Origin of the sequence: Rhodococcus sp. DK176 (assembly GCF_038447315.2) — a bacterium.
GTDB classification, from domain to species: domain Bacteria; phylum Actinomycetota; class Actinomycetes; order Mycobacteriales; family Mycobacteriaceae; genus Rhodococcus_F; species Rhodococcus_F jostii_A.
On the sequence record NZ_CP118321.2, the window covers coordinates 2,378,192 to 2,394,203 of the forward strand.

At 67.8% G+C, this 16,012-nt stretch carries 18 protein-coding genes and 2 riboswitches; of the genes, 3 read left to right on the top strand and 15 right to left on the bottom strand.

Features of this window, described 5'->3' with window-relative positions; genetic code table 11:
* From PSR88_RS11220 to PSR88_RS11265, 10 genes are all read right to left on the bottom strand, one after another.
* The gene (locus PSR88_RS11220; RefSeq protein ID WP_011595018.1) at positions 1-1,635 is read right to left on the bottom strand and encodes an ABC transporter substrate-binding protein; all 1,635 of its coding nucleotides are present in this window, start codon (positions 1,633-1,635) and stop codon (positions 1-3) included.
* A gap of 152 nt (positions 1,636-1,787) precedes the next feature.
* Positions 1,788-1,871, bottom strand: a complete 84-nt coding sequence (locus PSR88_RS11225) for a putative leader peptide (protein ID WP_310794466.1) — start codon at positions 1,869-1,871, stop codon at positions 1,788-1,790.
* Between the two features lie 4 nt (positions 1,872-1,875).
* A riboswitch (SAM riboswitch) is annotated at positions 1,876-1,969 on the bottom strand.
* 47 nt (positions 1,970-2,016) lie between these two features.
* Entirely contained in the window at positions 2,017-3,411 is a 1,395-nt protein-coding gene (locus tag PSR88_RS11230; protein ID WP_011595019.1) for an NtaA/DmoA family FMN-dependent monooxygenase, read from the bottom strand.
* Between the two features lie 15 nt (positions 3,412-3,426).
* Positions 3,427-4,485 carry an LLM class flavin-dependent oxidoreductase gene (locus PSR88_RS11235; protein WP_011595020.1) on the bottom strand — a complete coding sequence of 353 codons (1,059 nt, stop codon included), beginning with the start codon at positions 4,483-4,485 and terminating at the stop codon, positions 3,427-3,429.
* Positions 4,482-5,543, bottom strand: a complete 1,062-nt coding sequence (locus tag PSR88_RS11240) for an LLM class flavin-dependent oxidoreductase (RefSeq protein WP_011595021.1) — start codon at positions 5,541-5,543, stop codon at positions 4,482-4,484. Before PSR88_RS11240 ends, PSR88_RS11235 begins: the two co-directional genes overlap by 4 nt.
* On the bottom strand, positions 5,540-6,082 hold the full coding sequence (locus PSR88_RS11245) for a GNAT family N-acetyltransferase (protein ID WP_009474895.1): 543 nt from the start codon (positions 6,080-6,082) through the stop codon (positions 5,540-5,542). The genes PSR88_RS11240 and PSR88_RS11245 overlap by 4 nt, the downstream gene beginning before the upstream one ends.
* 11 nt (positions 6,083-6,093) lie before the next feature.
* Entirely contained in the window at positions 6,094-7,065 is a 972-nt protein-coding gene (locus PSR88_RS11250; RefSeq protein ID WP_009474896.1) for an ABC transporter substrate-binding protein, read from the bottom strand.
* A gap of 37 nt (positions 7,066-7,102) precedes the next feature.
* Positions 7,103-7,885 carry an amino acid ABC transporter ATP-binding protein gene (locus PSR88_RS11255; RefSeq protein WP_011595024.1) on the bottom strand — a complete coding sequence of 261 codons (783 nt, stop codon included), beginning with the start codon at positions 7,883-7,885 and terminating at the stop codon, positions 7,103-7,105.
* The gene (locus PSR88_RS11260; protein WP_029539262.1) at positions 7,882-8,862 is read right to left on the bottom strand and encodes an amino acid ABC transporter permease; all 981 of its coding nucleotides are present in this window, start codon (positions 8,860-8,862) and stop codon (positions 7,882-7,884) included. The genes PSR88_RS11255 and PSR88_RS11260 overlap by 4 nt, the downstream gene beginning before the upstream one ends.
* A 146-nt stretch (positions 8,863-9,008) precedes the next feature.
* Positions 9,009-9,083 carry a putative leader peptide gene (locus PSR88_RS11265; protein ID WP_368681154.1) on the bottom strand — a complete coding sequence of 25 codons (75 nt, stop codon included), beginning with the start codon at positions 9,081-9,083 and terminating at the stop codon, positions 9,009-9,011.
* 7 nt (positions 9,084-9,090) lie between these two features.
* Positions 9,091-9,187: riboswitch (SAM riboswitch) on the bottom strand.
* A 212-nt stretch (positions 9,188-9,399) separates the two neighbouring features.
* Here PSR88_RS11265 and PSR88_RS11270 point away from each other — a divergent pair.
* The gene (locus PSR88_RS11270) at positions 9,400-10,167 is read left to right on the top strand and encodes a sulfite exporter TauE/SafE family protein (protein WP_009474899.1); all 768 of its coding nucleotides are present in this window, start codon (positions 9,400-9,402) and stop codon (positions 10,165-10,167) included.
* Between the two features lie 76 nt (positions 10,168-10,243).
* Positions 10,244-11,035: an HAD-IIA family hydrolase gene (locus PSR88_RS11275; RefSeq protein ID WP_051004170.1), complete on the top strand. Its 792-nt coding sequence runs from the start codon at positions 10,244-10,246 to the stop codon at positions 11,033-11,035.
* Between the two features lie 21 nt (positions 11,036-11,056).
* Here the strand turns inward: PSR88_RS11275 and PSR88_RS11280 are convergent, their stop codons facing one another.
* Entirely contained in the window at positions 11,057-11,596 is a 540-nt protein-coding gene (locus PSR88_RS11280) for an LppA family lipoprotein (protein WP_016882690.1), read from the bottom strand.
* Complete coding sequence (locus PSR88_RS11285) at positions 11,593-13,260, bottom strand: alpha/beta hydrolase (RefSeq protein WP_016882689.1); 1,668 nt, start codon at positions 13,258-13,260, stop codon at positions 11,593-11,595. The genes PSR88_RS11280 and PSR88_RS11285 overlap by 4 nt, the downstream gene beginning before the upstream one ends.
* A 93-nt stretch (positions 13,261-13,353) precedes the next feature.
* On the opposite strand from PSR88_RS11285, the gene PSR88_RS11290 reads away from it, so the two are divergent.
* Positions 13,354-13,674, top strand: a complete 321-nt coding sequence (locus PSR88_RS11290; RefSeq protein WP_011595030.1) for a type VII secretion target — start codon at positions 13,354-13,356, stop codon at positions 13,672-13,674.
* 5 nt (positions 13,675-13,679) lie between these two features.
* On the opposite strand, the gene PSR88_RS11295 is transcribed toward PSR88_RS11290, so the two are convergent.
* Genes PSR88_RS11295 through PSR88_RS11305 form a run of 3 tightly spaced genes read right to left on the bottom strand, consistent with a single transcriptional unit; the run spans position 13,680 to position 15,820 of the window.
* Positions 13,680-14,903 carry an O-succinylhomoserine sulfhydrylase gene (locus tag PSR88_RS11295; RefSeq protein WP_009474904.1) on the bottom strand — a complete coding sequence of 408 codons (1,224 nt, stop codon included), beginning with the start codon at positions 14,901-14,903 and terminating at the stop codon, positions 13,680-13,682.
* Positions 14,900-15,319, bottom strand: coding sequence for a rhodanese-like domain-containing protein (locus PSR88_RS11300; protein ID WP_005562410.1), 420 nt, complete (start codon positions 15,317-15,319; stop codon positions 14,900-14,902). The genes PSR88_RS11295 and PSR88_RS11300 overlap by 4 nt, the downstream gene beginning before the upstream one ends.
* Before the next feature lie 48 nt (positions 15,320-15,367).
* Entirely contained in the window at positions 15,368-15,820 is a 453-nt protein-coding gene (locus PSR88_RS11305; protein WP_009474906.1) for a hypothetical protein, read from the bottom strand.
* Positions 15,821-16,012 lie beyond the last annotated feature (192 nt).

A 16,012-nucleotide genomic window follows, 5' to 3' on the forward strand; every position in this document is an offset into this window, starting at 1 on the left:
TCAGCGTCCGCTGATCCAGGTGTCGAAGAACTGGAGCCGGGCCGAGGCCTCGAACTTCAGGTCCTGCACGTTGGGGCCGGCGCCGATCGCCTGCGACAACTCCACCGTGGGGATCCACAGGCCGTTGTCGAGCACCTGCTGCTGGGCGTCGGCGACGAGCGCGCTCCGCTCGGTGGTGTCGGTGGCGGCGAGTTGCTTCGCGAGCACGTCGTCGAGCGCGGGAATGGGTCCGCGGTTGTTCAGGTTGCGGCCGTCGAGGCCGAACTGGGTGCGGAGGATGTCACCGTCGGCGCGGGTGCTGTTGTAGTAGGTGGCGTCGAAGTCCTTGGAATTCTGGCGGGCGGTGGCCTCCGGAGTGGACACGAGATTGAGCTGCAGATCCACTCCCACCTCTTTGAGCTGCTGCTGCACCAGTTCGAGGATGGCCTGGTTGCCGGCGAACACGGAGCTGAACAGAACGGGGAAGCTCAGCTTCTGACCGCCCTTCTCGCGGATGCCGTCGGCACCGGGAACCCAGCCCGCCTGATCCAGGATCGACTTCGCCTTCTCCGGGTCGTACGTCACGTCCGGCAGCGCCACGTAGCCCGGGGTGCGGCTGGCCAGCGTGCTGGTGGCGGGTTTGAAGTTGGGCCCGAGTACGGTGTCGACCAGTTCCTGCCGGTTGATCGCCGGGACCAGCGCGCTGCGCACGACGGGGTCGACGAGCGGTCCGCGAGTCACGTTGGGCTGGAAGCCGAACGGGGTCCCGGGGTTCGACGTGGTGAGCACCTGCCCGCCCGCGCCTTCGATCTGCGGGGCGTCCTGCGGCAACGCGTCACTGATCGCGTCCAGCTGTCCCGAGGACAGGCTGCCCGTGCGGACACCGGATTCGGGCACGACACTGAACTCGATGGTGTCGAGGTACGCCTCGCCGTCGTGGCCGAACACGTCCGAACCCCAGTTGTATCCGGCGCGCTTGGCGAGGGTCACCGACTTGTCCTGCTGGTAGTCGGCGTACGTGAACGGCCCGGTGCCCGAGATGTTGCCGGTGCACCGCTCTTCGGCGGACTTCGCGACGGACGCATCGGACAGGATGCCCAGCTGCGGGGTGGACGACGCCTGCAGGAACTGCGCGTTGGGTGCGGCGAAGTCGACCTGCGCGGTCAACGGGTCGATCACGGTGGTACCGGTGTAACCGGCGAGGTAGCTGGCACCGAGCGGGGCCTTGGCGCCGGAGAGGGTCTTCACGATGGCGTCGAGATTCTTCTTCACCGACTCCGCGGTGAAAGGTGTTCCGTCACTGAACGTGACCCCCTCCTTCAGGTGGAATGTGAAGGAGGACGCGTCGGCGTCGGTTTCCCAGTTCTCGGCGAGCCACGGTTTGAGTTCGCCCGTCTCCGGGTCCTGGTCGGTGAGCGAGTCCACCACCTGACGAGCCACGTAGATCGTCTGATTCGTGCCCGACTGCGCGGGGTCGGCGCACGTCGGTGCCTGGGAGAGGCCGTAGCGGAGTGTTCCGCCCGGCTGTGCGGGGCCCGCATCCGCGGAGGAACTGCTGGAACCGCCACCGCAGGCGGTGAGCGCCGTGGCCAGCACGGCGGCGGCGCCGATACCTGCTGCGATGCGGGCACCGCGGTGGGGCGAGGACAAAAGCACTGATGGCACCGAGAACTCCGTGATCTCGAAGAAGTGCCGTGCGCGCTGCCCGTCGTATCGGCAGCGCTCACGCGCACAGGAAGGTGAAGGACACCGGATCCGACGCGGATGCGGTGTGAAGAGCCGGAACCCCGAGGGATCGGGGTGGCAGGTCAGCTGTGACAGATCGAGGTGGACAGCCGGCAGAGATCGACGTGCAGGCGCCCCCAGGCGCTCACGAAACCTTCGGTCAACATCGTTCCTCCATCGATCCCGGCGGTAGCACCCGCACCCGCAGGGCGGGGGGTTGCTGCGACGTCAACGAGCCAGGTCTCTCGGTCGCTCTGGATGGTCGTTACCGAGTGTAAGAGATCGCCGGTCGTGGCGCCACACGGACCCCCGCTACCCGACCACCTGCCGGGACTCGACCTCCCGCCGCGACAGGGCGGGCCGGAGCCCGAGGTGCTCACGCAGGGTGGAGCCTTCGTATTCCGTTCGGTACGAACCTCGCTCCTGCAATTCGGGCACCAGCAGGTCGACGATCTCGTCGAGTCCGGTGGGCACCAGATACGGCGAAATGTTGAACCCGTCCGTGGCGCCACTGCGAACCCACCGGGTGAGTTCGTCGGCGACCTGCCCGGGAGTACCGGCGAAACCGGAGCGCTGGGTGGTCGCGATCGCAACCTGACGCAGCGACAGGCTCTGCGCCTCTGCCAGGGCCCGCCATTCCCGGGCGATGGCGAGCGGATCCTTTCCGTCACGCGCCGCCCCACGGGTGACGGAGATCGGCGCGGGCACCGGATCGAATTCGGGCAGTGGGCCGTCCGGGTCGCGATCGGACAGATCGCGGCCCCACACCTGACCCACCAGCGACAACGCCGTCTGCCCGGTGTACTGGCCCTCGAGAACCCAGCGCACCTTCTCCTCCACCTCGGACGCGTTCTCCGCGAGCACGATCTGCGTGCCCGGCAGAATCTTGACGTCGTCCTCGGGACGCCCGGCACGACGCAATCTCGCCCTGATGTCCTCGGCGAAAGCGAGCGCCTCGTCGAAATGCGTTCCGTGCCGGGAGAAGATCACGTCGGTGTGCGCGGCCGCGAAGTCCCGGCCCGCCGGTGAGTCGCCGGCCTGGAAGATGACGGGATGCCCCTGGGCGCTGCGCGGCAGCGTCGGAGTGATCGTGACGTCGAACTGCGACGTGCGCCGGGACACCTCCCGCACCCCGTCCGGGGTCGACCACGACGGTGCGTCGGTGCTCGTCGCGACCGCGCCGTCGGCCCACGCATCCCAGATCGCCCGGGCGGTGTCGAGGAACTGCCCGGCCCGCTCGTACCTGTCCGCGTGATCGAGGAAGCCGCCGCGCCGGAAGTTCTCACCGGTCCACGCGTTGTCCGTGGTGACGGCGTTCCAGCCGGCACGGCCACCGGACAGCAGGTCCAGCCCGGACAGCCGCCGGGCGAGGTCGGCCGGCTCGTTGTAGGTGGTGTTCTGGGTGGCCACCAACCCGATGTGCCGGGTGATGCCGGCCAGCGCCGAGAGCTGGGTGATCGCGTCGGGCCTGCCCACGATGTCGAGATCGAGAATCTTCCCTCCCTGTTCCCGCAGGCGCAGGCCCTCACCGAGGAAGAAGGCGTCGAACAGGCCACGCTCGGCGGTCAGTGCCACCCGCCGGAACGTTTCGAAGTCGATCTGCGATCCGCTCGACGGATCGGACCAGATCGTCGTGTGGTTGACGCCCTGGAAGAAGACACCGAAGTGCACCTGGGCGCCGGGTCTGGCGTACGAGTTGTCGGTCATGTTCTCCACAACCTTTCAGCGAGAAGAGTCTTCGAGGCGCTCGGCCTGGAATCGGGTGACGGGACGGTCGAGGCCCAGCGTGCTGCGCAGGGTCGAACCGGGGACGGGACGGTGGGCGATGCCGGCACGGAGAAGTGCCGGGACCACGTACCGCGCGAGCACCGGAAGATCCTCGTCGACGACGGCGGGATGCAGGCGCACACCCTCGACGTGCGCATCCAGGGCGCGGAACAGTTCCACCAGCCCGCTGGCATCGCCGGCGAACGACAACCGTCCGCTCGGCGGGGCAGGCGTCGACGAGCCGAGCGCGACATCCAGTTCGGCGACCACCAGCGGTGCGCCGCCGACCTTCGCGCGCCCGGCGGCCTCGACGGTGTCCTCGAGTGTCGGTCCGGACACCAGCACCACGTCGACCAGCGACGGATCGGTGTCCCCCTCGACGCCGAACACCACCAATTGCCCCTGCGGTGGCCGGGGCACGATGGCCGGACCCTTCACCGAGTACGTCTCGCCCCGGAAGTCGATGTAGTGCAATCGGTCGCGGTCGACGAAACGCCCGGTGGCGTAGTCGCGGATCACCGCGTCGTCCCCCCACGAATCCCACAGGTCCCGGACCACGGTGATCGCGTCCCGTTCCTCCCGCGCGAGGTCGGCGGGTGCGGTGACCTCGGCCCGGCCCAGTGCGCTCGCGACCCGCGGGTCGGTGTCGCGTGCCGGGATCCAGCCGCCGCGACCACGCGACGCGTAGTCGAGCGTCGCGAGTTGGGAGGACGTGTGGAACGGCTCGGCGTACGTCGTGCCGACGACCGGTACGAGTCCGATCGTGCTGGTGGTCGCGGCAACGAACGCCGCGCGGTTCACCGCGTCGATCCGGCCGACGGGTCCCCCGTGGGCGCCGGGCGGCAGCAGGGAATCGTCGAAGGAGGCGAACGTGAAGCCGGCGTTCTCGGCTGCCGCGACGCGGTCCGCCACCGTTCGCCCGGTCAGCAACCGGTCGGGTGTGTGCGCGGCGCGCCGCCAGGCTTCGGGATGCGCACCCTCGCCATCGAGTTCGATGCCCAGAAACAGGCTCATGCGTCTTCCTCCTCGGTGCCGGCCGCGAGGGGGCGGCTCGGAATGGTCTCGCGCAGCGTGGGTGCCACCTCGGCCTGGAACAGCTCCAGGCTTTCGCGGTGCTGCTTGTCGCTGCCGACGCGGTCGGCGCTCAGGTGGATCACCTCGTGGCCGAACTGCTCGTGGTAACGCTGCACCTTGTCGATCACCTGCTGCGGGCTGCCGATCAGTGCGGAGCTGCGTTCGACGAAGTCCTCCACGGTCTCGAACACCACCGGAAGCCCTGCCCTGCGGGCGAAGTCGAGGCGAGCCGCGTGAATCGGCCGCCACACGTCCAGCGCATCCTGCGAGTTCGCCGTCACGTAGAACCCGGCCGTTCCAGCGCCGACGAGGGCGTCGGCGGGATCGTGACCGTAGTGCGCCCACCGTTCGCGGTAGTGCCGGACGAGTTCGGCGTACGAGTCGATGGGATACGTGACGTTCGCCGAGAAGATCGGATCACCGTAGCGGGCGGCGAGATCCACCGACTCCTTGCTCGTCGCGCTGCCGTGCCAGATCCGGATCCGCCGCTGCAGCGGGCGCGGAAGGGCGACAGCGTGCTCGAGAGACGGCCGGAACGTGCCTTCCCACGTGACGTCCTCGCTCTCCCACAACTGCCGGAACAGTTCGTAGCCCTCGCGGTTGCGGTCCCACTGGTCGTCCGGGGTGACGTGGAACAGCTCCGCCTGCGCGGTGCCGTTGCCCTTGCCGATGATGAGCTGCAACCGGCCGCCCGACAGGTTGTCCAGCGTCGAGTAGTCCTCGAACGCGCGGACCGGGTCGAGCAGGCTCAGCGTGGTCACCGCCGTCCACAACTGCAGCGTGCTGGTGCGCGCCGCGATGGCGCTGAGCACCACGGGCGGGGACGACGACAGGAAAGGATGCTCGTGGCGCTCGCCCACCGCGAACCCGTCGTACCCCAGTTGCTCGGCGAGGACGGCTGAGTCCACAACCTCCTGCAGCCTGGCCGCGGTGCCGATCCTCTCCCCGGTCACCGGGTCCGGGTGGTGGGTGATCAGGCTCATCAACAGAAACTTCATACAGACTCGTACTCCTTTGCGGCCCAGGCGGAAGGCAGAGCGGTAGGGGTGTGCAGGATCTTCTCGAATCCGTGGATTCCGACGTCCTGCGGTGGGAGGGAGCGGTCGAACAGCGCCGTGTACCCCGCAGCCAGGTACAGGGCCACCGCCTCGGGCTGCCGCGGCCCCGTGGTGAGGAAGATGCGGGAATACCCTGCTCGGGTGATCGCGGCCTCGAGCTCCCGCAGCACGATTCGTCCGAGGCCGCGACGGCGGTGCGCCGACGAGGTCCAGATCCGTTTGAGTTCGGCCGTCGTGTCGTCGTAGCGGCGGAACGCCCCGCCCGCCACGGATGTCCCGTCCTCGACCAGAACGAGCAACGCGCCACCCGGTGCGGCGAACTCCTCCGCCGGATACGTGCTGAGATCGTCGTAGATCTCGTCGCGGGTGCGCCCGTACCGGGTGCTGTACTCGATCGCCAGTTCTTCGAGCAGCGGCGCGGCCAGCGGATCGGCCTGATCGACGAACACGGTCTGCACGGATTCGGTCCTCTCGGTCACCGGTCCTCCTGTCAGCTGGTCTTCGGGAGTCCGGGCGGGTTGACGACCGACGTGTCGACGGCCTCGCTCGCGATGTTCCAACGGTCGAGAACCTGTGCGTACGTACCGTTCTCGATGATGTGGTTGATGGCCTCGTTGACGGCGGTCACCAGTCCGTTGTCCTTCTTGGTGAGCACGGCGATCTCACCCTGGAGGGCGTCGCCCGCCCCCGAGAACGTTCCGGCGATCTCGCTCTCCCCGGCCTGCGCCACGTGGAACGACGAGGACGGGTTGGGCCCGAAGTAGGCGTCGATCCGGCCCGACGCGAGGGGCAGGTAGTAGTCGGTGACGTTCTGGTAGTACGTGATGTCGGTCGGTTCGAGCCCCGCCGCGACGTTCTGCTCACTCCACTTCACCAGCAGCGCTTCCTGATTGGTTCCGGAGGAGACCGCGATCTTCAGACCCGCGACGTCCTTGGGCTCCTTGATCTGGATGCCGCTGCCCTTCTTCGTCTCGAACGCGACCGTGTCGAGGCGGTACGTCGAGAAGTCGTACTTCTCCTTCCGCTCCTCGGTGACGGTGACGTTGGAGATGAAAGCGTCGGCCTCCCCCGAATCGATGCGAACGAAGTTCTGCGCCCAGTCCGCGGCCTGGAGATCGACCTTCAACCCGAGAACGTCGCCGATCAGGTACGCAAAGTCGGTCTCCGAGCCGATGAGCGTCTTGTCGTCGTCGGCGTAGAAACGCAGGGGCGGGGCGGAACCGGCGCTGCCCGTCACGATGAGGGTGCCGCGGTCGCGGATCTGCTGGGGGACCTTCGCGGCGATCGACTCGACCTCGTCGGTGGTGATGCGATTCTGGTCGGCGGTGAGGTTGTATCCGGCAGCCGAGGTCGGCCCCGATCCCTCGTCCTCGACGTCGCCGCCCCCGCACGCGGCGGCGAGCAGCGCGACGGTGGTGAGGGCCGAGGCCAGAATTTTCGTACGGAACCGTGCGGTGGACATGTGTGCCTTTCGGGTTTCCACACCGAGGTGTGGAGAATCAGAGAACTCGGGAGAGGAATGCTGTGGTGCGGTCGTGCTGCGGGTTGTCGATGACCTGCGAGGGCGGGCCCTGTTCCACCACGACGCCGGCATCCATGAAGACCGCCGTGTCGGCGACCTCCCGCGCGAAGCCCACCTCGTGGGTGACGATCACGAGGGTCGCGCCGTCCCGTGCCAATTGCTTGATCACGGCGAGGACCTCGCCCACCAGTTCGGGGTCGAGGGCCGACGTGGGCTCGTCGAACAGGATCACCGCCGGGCGCAGTGCGAGGGCCCTGGCGATCGCGACCCGCTGTTGCTGGCCGCCGGACAGTTGTCGCGGGTACTCGTGAGCCTTGTCACCCACGCCCACCCGTTCGAGCAGCGCAATCGCCTCGGCCTCGACCTCGGCCCGGTCGCGGCCCTGCGCCGACACCGGCGCCTCGATCACGTTCTCCAGCACCGTGAGGTGGGGGAACAGATTGAAGTTCTGGAAGACGAATCCGATCCGGGAACGCTGCTTCAGGATGTCGCGTTCACGCAGTTCGTGCAGTTTGCTGCCCTTGCGCCGGTAACCGATGAGGTCGCCGTCGATGCGAATGGTGCCGCGGTCGACCTTCTCCAGGTGGTTGAGCGTGCGCAACAGCGTGGACTTGCCGGAACCCGACGGCCCCAGGATCACCGTCACCTCGCCCTTGCGGACCAGCAGGTCCACACCCCGCAGGACTTCGAGTGCGCCGAAGGACTTGTGGACTCCGCGAACTTCCACCGCGTACTCCGCCGGATGGGCTTCGGTTGTCATTTCGTGGCACCTCTCGGTACGGAGACGCCGGCGTCACGGATCTCGGCAAACTTTCGGGTGAGCTTCTGCCACGGAGTCGGCGGCAGCGCCCGTGCCGATCCACGTGCGTAGTGCCGCTCGACGTAGTACTGGCCGATCGACAACAGCGTGGTCAGGATGATGTACCAGATCGTCGCGACCATCAGCAGTGGCACGACGCGGCCGTTGCGGCCGAAGATCACCTGAACCTGGTAGAACAATTCGGCAATTGCCATCGTCGACACGATCGAGGTGCCCTTGAACAGGCTGATCACCTCGTTCGCGGCGTTCGGCAGGATGCCGCGCATCGCCTGGGGCAGAACGATCTTGAAGAACTGACGTCGGCGCGGGATGCCCAGCGACTGCGCCGCTTCGATCTGCCCGTGGTCCACCGAGATGATGCCGGAGCGGATGATCTCGGCGGAGTACGCGGCCTGGTGCAGGGCCAGACCGATGACGGCGGCGGTGAAGCCGCTGATGACACCGTTGACCTCGAACGTGAAGAAGCCCGGACCGAACGGAATGCCCAGCGACAGAGTCTGATACAGGTACGTGATGTTGAACCAGAACAGAAGCTGCACGATCAGCGGAATCGACCGGAACGCCCAGATGTACACCCAGGCGATCACCTGCAGCACCGGGTTGTGCGACAAGCGGCTGACCGCCAGCACCACACCGAGTGCGAATCCGAGGATCGTCCCCCACAGTGTCAGCTTCACGGTCATCCACAGGGCCTGCAGCACGGAGCCGGCGGTGAAGTACTTGGCGAACGTCGCCCAGTCCCATCCCGGGTTGGTCGCGAGGCCGTGGACGAACTGGGCGAGCAGTACCAGCACGGCGGCGCTGACGACCCACCGCCACGGATGCCACCTCCGCGCCACTTCCAGCGCGGCGTCCCCGTCGCCGGAGGGCACTGAATCGAGGGGCGCGGCCGAACGCGCCCGGACGGGGGCGCTCACGCTCCCTCACCACTTACGACAGACATCACTGAGGCGGCCTTTCACCTGGAAACGGGACTGCAGGAGGGCGCGTCTTCCGCGGGATGCGGGCGCGCGTCAGGCACTCACCGGGGCGAAATGCCCGGTGAGCGTGCTGTGAGACCTCGTCAACAGTGGCAGGAGGTGGTCCGGCACAGGTCGATGTGCCGTCTGCGCCACGCAGGGCGCGCGAGGTAGTTCATGTGCTGCCTTCCATCGATCCCGGCGGTAGCACCCGCACCCGAAAAATTCGGAAGGGTTGCTGCGACGTCAACGAGCCAGGTCTCTCGGTCGCTCTGGATGGTTGAAGCGAACACTAGCCGCATTCCCGAACCCCGTCAACACGGGGTATTTCCCTGCAACACAGGGGAAATGGTGCCGATCGCCCGCAAGAATCACCGTGCGCAGAAGTACTGACAGACGGAGATCCATGCGGTTGGATGATGCGTGCAGCCCTGTATCTCCGTGGTCGTGCGACCCGGCTGCCGGGCCTTCCGAGGCCCTTGTAACGTCGCCTCGGTGACACCACTCGAAGTCATCGCGATCCTGGTAGCCGGTGTAGGCGCGGGCGCGATCAACGCCATCGTCGGCAGCGGCACGCTCATCACCTTCCCCACCCTGGTGGCGTTCGGGTTCCCTCCGGTGACTGCCACGATGTCGAACGCGATCGGCCTGGTCGCCGGTGGCGTGTCCGGCACGTGGGGGTACCGGCGGGAACTGGCCGGGCAGGGGCCGCGGCTGCGGTGGCAGATCCCGGCGTCACTGTGCGGTGCGGTTCTCGGCTCGTGGCTACTGCTCCACCTACCCGAAACTGTGTTCGAACTCGTCGTCCCGGTGCTGCTGATCCTCGCCCTGATCCTGGTGGTGTTGCAGCCGAAGATTCAGGCCTGGGCGAAGCAGCGCGGCAGCCACGAGGCGGGGCTGAGCCCGGCGCGCCTCACCCTGCTGACCGTCGGGACGTTCGCCGTGGGAGTGTACGGCGGATACTTCACCGCCGCGCAGGGCATCCTGCTGATGGGTGTGATGGGCGCGATCCTGCCGGAGAGCCTGCAACGGATGAACGGCGCGAAGAACCTGCTCTCGCTCATCGTCAACGTCGTCGCCGCGACCGCGTACACGCTCGTGGCCTTCGACCGGATCAGCTGGGCGGCCGCCGGCCTGATCGCGGTGGGCTCGCTGCTCGGAGGCGTCCTCGGCGCCCGTTACGGCCGCAGGCTGTCGCCGACCGCATTGCGGGGAACCATCGTCGTCGTCGGCCTCATCGGTCTGTTCCGGCTGCTCGCATAGTCGCGCACGCACCCTCCCGCTCCCTCATACTGAGTCGGTGAGCAAAGACGTAGAGCACCCGGGCTGGACCTATCTGATGGACATGGACGGCGTTCTCGTCCACGAAGAGCACCTGGTCCCCGGGGCCGACCTGTTCCTGGCCGAACTCCGGGAGTCGGGTACCCCGTTCATCGTCCTCACCAACAATTCGATCAGGACTCCGCGCGATCTCCGCGCCCGTCTGCTCCGCACCGGCCTGGACATTCCCGAGGAATCGATCTGGACGTCCGCCCTGGCCACCGCGACGTTCCTGGCGAGCCAGCGACCCGGTGGCAGCGCCTACGTCGTCGGCGAATCCGGGCTCACCACCGCACTGCACGACATCGGGTACGTCCTCACCGACAACGATCCCGACTACGTGGTCCTCGGCGAGACCCGCACCTACTCCTTCGAGGCGATCACCACCGCAATTCGGTTGGTGGAGAGGGGCGCTCGCTTCATCGCCACCAACCCCGACCCCACCGGCCCGTCCCGGGAGGGTTCCCTTCCGGCCACCGGATCCGTTGCCGCACTGATCAGCAGGGCCACCGGTCGCGACCCGTACTACGTGGGCAAGCCGAATGCTCTGATGATGCGCTCGGCGCTGCGGGCCATCGGCGCGCACTCCGCGAACACGCTGATGATCGGCGACCGCATGGACACCGACATCGTCTGCGGGCTCGAGGCCGGGCTGCAGACCATCCTCGTCCTCACCGGAATTTCGACGCGGGATTCGGTGGAACTGTTCCCGTACCGTCCCACCGCGGTGCTCAAATCGGTCGGCGATCTGGTCGGCCGCACGTCGGATCCGTTCGGCGATGCGGCTCCGCCGCCCGTGAGTACTTCTTAACCGCGGGACGTTAACAAGTACTCACGGGTGGCGGCAGCCGGTGCTGCCCCTGATCGTCGCTGCCCTGTACGTCCCGAACGTGATCCGGTTCCCGTCCCCACCGGCGAACGTCACGTCGTGATGTCCGGGTCGGTCGGCCTGCACGTCGAGCCGGTCCATTCCGGCGTCGGCGGTGATCGCACGGGCCGCGGCCAGCACGGCGGGCCAGTCGGCGTCGCGGATCGGGGTGTCGGACAGCAATACCGGCGTGGTGACGGATTGCCCCTCCGTGTACGCATACGGTCCCGGGCATCCGCCGCCCTGGCTGCGTTCGCGATGCCACCGCCACCGGACATCCGGTGCAATCGCTGCGACGGCCTCGCTGATCCGCATCAGCGCGTCGGTGACCTGCCGCTCGGTGACCGCGAGTGTCGGCCGGTCGCTCAGTCTCGCTGCCGCCGCCGCAACCTCCTGGTCGCTGAAGTTGTACGGGTTGTCCGTCACGCCACCACATCCGCTCGTCAGGATCGCCGCGCCGATCACGGCGACCGCCTTCCTTGCCCATTCGCCGCGGACCGTCACCGGACAGCCAGGTCCGGCATGCCGGCGACGATCACCGCCATGTTGTAGCCGGACGTCCGTAGCTCCCCATTGCCACTCGGCCGCGGATACTCGCTGTGCCCGCTGGCATCCTCCCGCCGCACGCCGTCCGGGGTCGCCGCCTCGCGCACCGACAGTTGCTCGAGGTCCGTCTGCACCGGATCGGGGCCGAGCCTGCCGAACCCGTCTGCCACGGTGATGGGGTCGTCGTGCGCGCGCATCACGAACCCGTGCCGGGGCGCCAACCCGAGATCCGATTCGTCGTTCGCGTCGAACCCGGGCGAACCGTAGAACACGGCGTCGTCGACCGGTTGCCGCGGTCCCGCATGCTGCAGGGCCAGGCCCTGGGTGTACGAACCGTACGAATGGCCGAGCGCGGTGATGTGCGGATCGGGCGTCTGCGAGGCGACGTCGAGACCCTCGTAGAACGAGGCGAGCTTCGGGGCACCGGCGGTCGCGCGGTCGGACTGCCAGGAATCGAGGAGCCACCCGCGCCCGAGATTCTGGTCGATGAACGGCACGTCGTAATTGCCCGGACCGGTGGTTGTCGGCGGCTGATACCCCAGCCACGCAATCGTCGACACCGTGTCGCTCGTGCGGCCTGCCAGGTCCAATTGCCGTTCGGTCTCGGCGCTCAGCGCCGCCGCCTCCTCGGTCATCCCGCGCAGCGAAGCGGCGGTCGTGTCGATGCCCGGCGTGGTGACGGCGATGTGGTCGGCGGTGTCCGGGTCGCCGAGCGCGAACGCGGCCATCGTCCGGTCACCCGACTGCAGGTCCAGCAGCATCAGCCTGCCGTCCGGGTGATCGCGCACGAGTTTCTCGAGGTCGTCGAGGTCCCGCAACTTCTGCTCGGCGTACCACAACTCGGCGTCGTCGTCGGTGAACGCTCCACCGAACATGCTGCGGTCCAGCCTTTCCCGGAGCCGGTCCCGTTCCCTCTCCCACCGCGACCGCTCGTCGTCGAACCGGCTCACGTTCGCCTCGTGCCGCACCGCGGACGGGATGCCGTCGCGATCACCCACCCATTCGGGATGCTGCTCGATCACCTTGCGGCGCTGGGCTGCCGGCAGGGCGTCCCAGTACTCGCGGTTGTCCAGAGGTGAGCCGTCCCGCGGGGGCGCCGGGGCGGACAGTCCGGTGCCCGGGCGATCCGCCTCACCGGGTTCGGCCACGCCGTCCGCGGCCCGCGTCAGGACCGCGGCCGCGTCGGCGACGAGGTCTTCCGCCTGCAGAATCAGCGCCCGGGCCGCGGCCCGGAGTTCGTCGCGCCGCGCTGTCCCCGAGGTGTCGCCGGGCGGTCCCGGCGTCTCGGCGATGTCCCCGCTGTCCGGCAGAGCCATACCGTGGGCGGCGGCCGCTTCGCGGAGGCCGTCGAGTTCGGATTTCAGGTGCGTGACCGCGTCGACCAGGTCGCGGGTCAACTTCTCGACGACGGTGATCGCCGCGGCCTCACCGCTCAGATCCTCCGCGACGATCCGGAACCGCCGACGTGCGGCGTTCGCGGCGTCGTCGTGCCACGCCGGCAACCGGCCGATGTCGGCGAGACCGTCCTGCACGAAACGGATCGTCGCCGCCCGCACCGACAGCGACCGTTGCACGGCCTGCAGCGCGCGGGTGTCCCACTGGGCAATGTCCCTCAGATTCACGATCCCCCCCAGGATGCATAATGCCCGTACCCTAACGGATCGATCGCGTCCGCGGGAGTCCGATCTCGTCTCGACCGACACGAAGGATCGAAAATGAGCGGTTCCATCCACGTCGACACGGCGGCCCTACGAGCGGCGGCCGGTCAGCTCGACGTCCTGTTCGACGATGCGTCCTCACAGCTGAACACCACCGACGCGGCCCTCGCCGACTCGGGTGCCGCGTGGCCGGGGGCGGCCGGCGCCGCGTTCGGCCGGTTCACGTCCTACCTGGACGATCGGCGGGAGTTGTTGCAGCGGACTGTGGCCGAGATGTCGACGAACCTCGCCGAGTGCGCACGCCGGTACGACACCCAGGACGGAGCCACCGCCGAACGCCTCGACGCGGTCGCGCCGGCGACGAGCCTAGACCTGTAGGGCGCCTATCCCAGCGCTTGCTCCAGATCCGTCAGCAGGTCGGCGGTGTCTTCGAGTCCCACGGACAGCCGGACGACGCCGTCGGTGATGCCCACGGCTGCACGACCTTCCGGGCCCATCGCCCGGTGGGTGGTGGTGGCCGGGTGGGTGATGAGCGACTTGGAGTCGCCGAGGTTGTTGGAGATGTTGACCAGCCGCAGGGCGTCGAGGAGTTCGAATGCCCGCTTCTTCGCTTCGCTCTCGGATGCGTTCAGCGCGAAGGTGACGACGGTGCCGCCGCCGCTCATCTGCCGCTTGGCGAGTTCGTGCTGGGGGTGTGATTCGAGGTACGGGTACTTGACCCAGTCGACCGCGGAGTGGCCCTCGAGGAACTGGGCGATCTCCAGTGCGGAGCCGACGGAGTGCCGCACCCGGATCGGCATCGTCTCGAGTCCCTTGAGGAGCGTCCACGCGTTGAAGGGGCTGAGCGCCGGCCCGGTGTGGCGCATGAGGTTCTGGACGGGACCTTCGATGTAGTCCTGCGGTCCGAGGATCGCCCCGCCGAGCACACGGCCCTGGCCGTCGATGTGCTTGGTGCCGGAGTAGACGACGATGTCGGCACCGAGTTCCAGGCTGTGCTGCAGCAGAGGCGTCGCGAACACGTTGTCCAGCACGACCTTTGCGCCGGCGGCGTGCGCGAGCTCCGCCACCCGGGGCACGTCGACGAGCGTCTGCATCGGGTTCGACGGCGTCTCGAAGAATACCGCGGTGGTCGGCTCGGACAGAGCCTTCTCCCACTGGTCGAGGTCTTCACCGTCGACGAACACCGTCTCCACGCCCCAGCGGGGCAGGATCTCGTTGCACACCACGAAGCAGGAGCCGAACAGGCTGCGCGCCGCGACCAGCCGGTCGCCGGCCTTCAGGAGCGCGCCCAGTGCGGTGAACACCGCGGACATGCCGCTGGCGGTGCCGAAACACGCTTCTGCGCCCTCGATGAGGCGTAGCCGCTCCTCGAACATCTTCACGGTCGGGTTGCCGTACCGGGAGTAGACGAAGTGGTCGATCTCGCCGGTGAACGACGCCTCGGCCGCTCCCGCGCTCTCGAACACGAAGCCGGAGTTCAGGAAGATCGCTTCGGACGTCTCTTCGAAACCGGAACGGAGGGTTCCTCCGCGCACGCTGATCGTGCCCTGACCGATGTCGTCCGGCAGCGCCTTGTCGAACGCACCGCCTCGGGGAATTGCACTCACCACTGCCTCCACGGCAGGCCCAGCGCCCGCCAGCCGACCGCCCCACGATGACCTTCGGCGTCCAGGCCGCCTTCGAAACCGTCGAGCACGTTGTACGACGGGCCGATGCCCGCCGCTGTCGCGGCTTCCGCCGCACCGATGGACCGCTGGCCGGAGCGACACAGGAAGATCACCGGGGCGTTCTCGCCGCCCGCGATCCCGGCCTCCTTCAGCTGGTCCACGAAGTTGTCGTTACGAGTGCCCGTCGGGTAGCTGACCCATTCGATCAGCACGGTCTTCCGCCCGAGCGAGGTGGTGTCGGGGACTCCGACGTACTTCCACTCGGCGTCCGTCCGCACATCCACGAGCACAGCGTCGGGATTCTCGCGGAGCAGCTCCCAGGCATGCTCCGGCGTTATGTCGCCTGCGTAACTCACCATGTCAGCTTTTCACAACCCTGTTCGGTATGCCCTTCCGGGCAACGGTCAGTTGCAGACGACCCATGTCTCGCCGTCCCGTGTCAATTGCCAGGTATCCGTCGTCTCGCCCTTGCCGTCGTCGGCGCTGACCCGGACCTCCGCCCGGGCACGATCCCCGTTGACCTCGGACGATTCGACGCCCTTCAGTGTGATCTCGCCTTCCCGGTCGCGGAGCACCGACCGGTCGTCGGACCACGACGAGCAGACCAGCGTCTTCTGCAGATCGGCGTCGTCGTGGTTGTGGGCCTGGATGAAGTCGGCGACCGAGCGGTTGATGCGGTCCGCTTCCGTGACGTTCTCGTCGGCGGGCGAGAGCCTGCTGGACACGACGATGGCAACCAGGATGACAACGATGACGGTGACGGCGGCGATGAACGGCACCGCCGTGGTGCGGCGGGGATCCACCGGATCTTCGGTGCCTCCCGCGTCGCGCTGGGGCGATTCGCTCGAACCGGACATGACTTCCCTTCGATCTCGGCGTGGCCACGAGTGTATAGAGCAGCCCCTACAAATCTTCTTTGTGACCCCCCAACGCGAAGACGACTACCCTCTACAGGGGTGCGTCCCGAGAATGGGCTCTGCCCTGTCTGCCGCACCTCGGCCACCCGATTAGGCTGGGCTTAATTTAAGCTGAGGTTTCGTTGTCCGCCC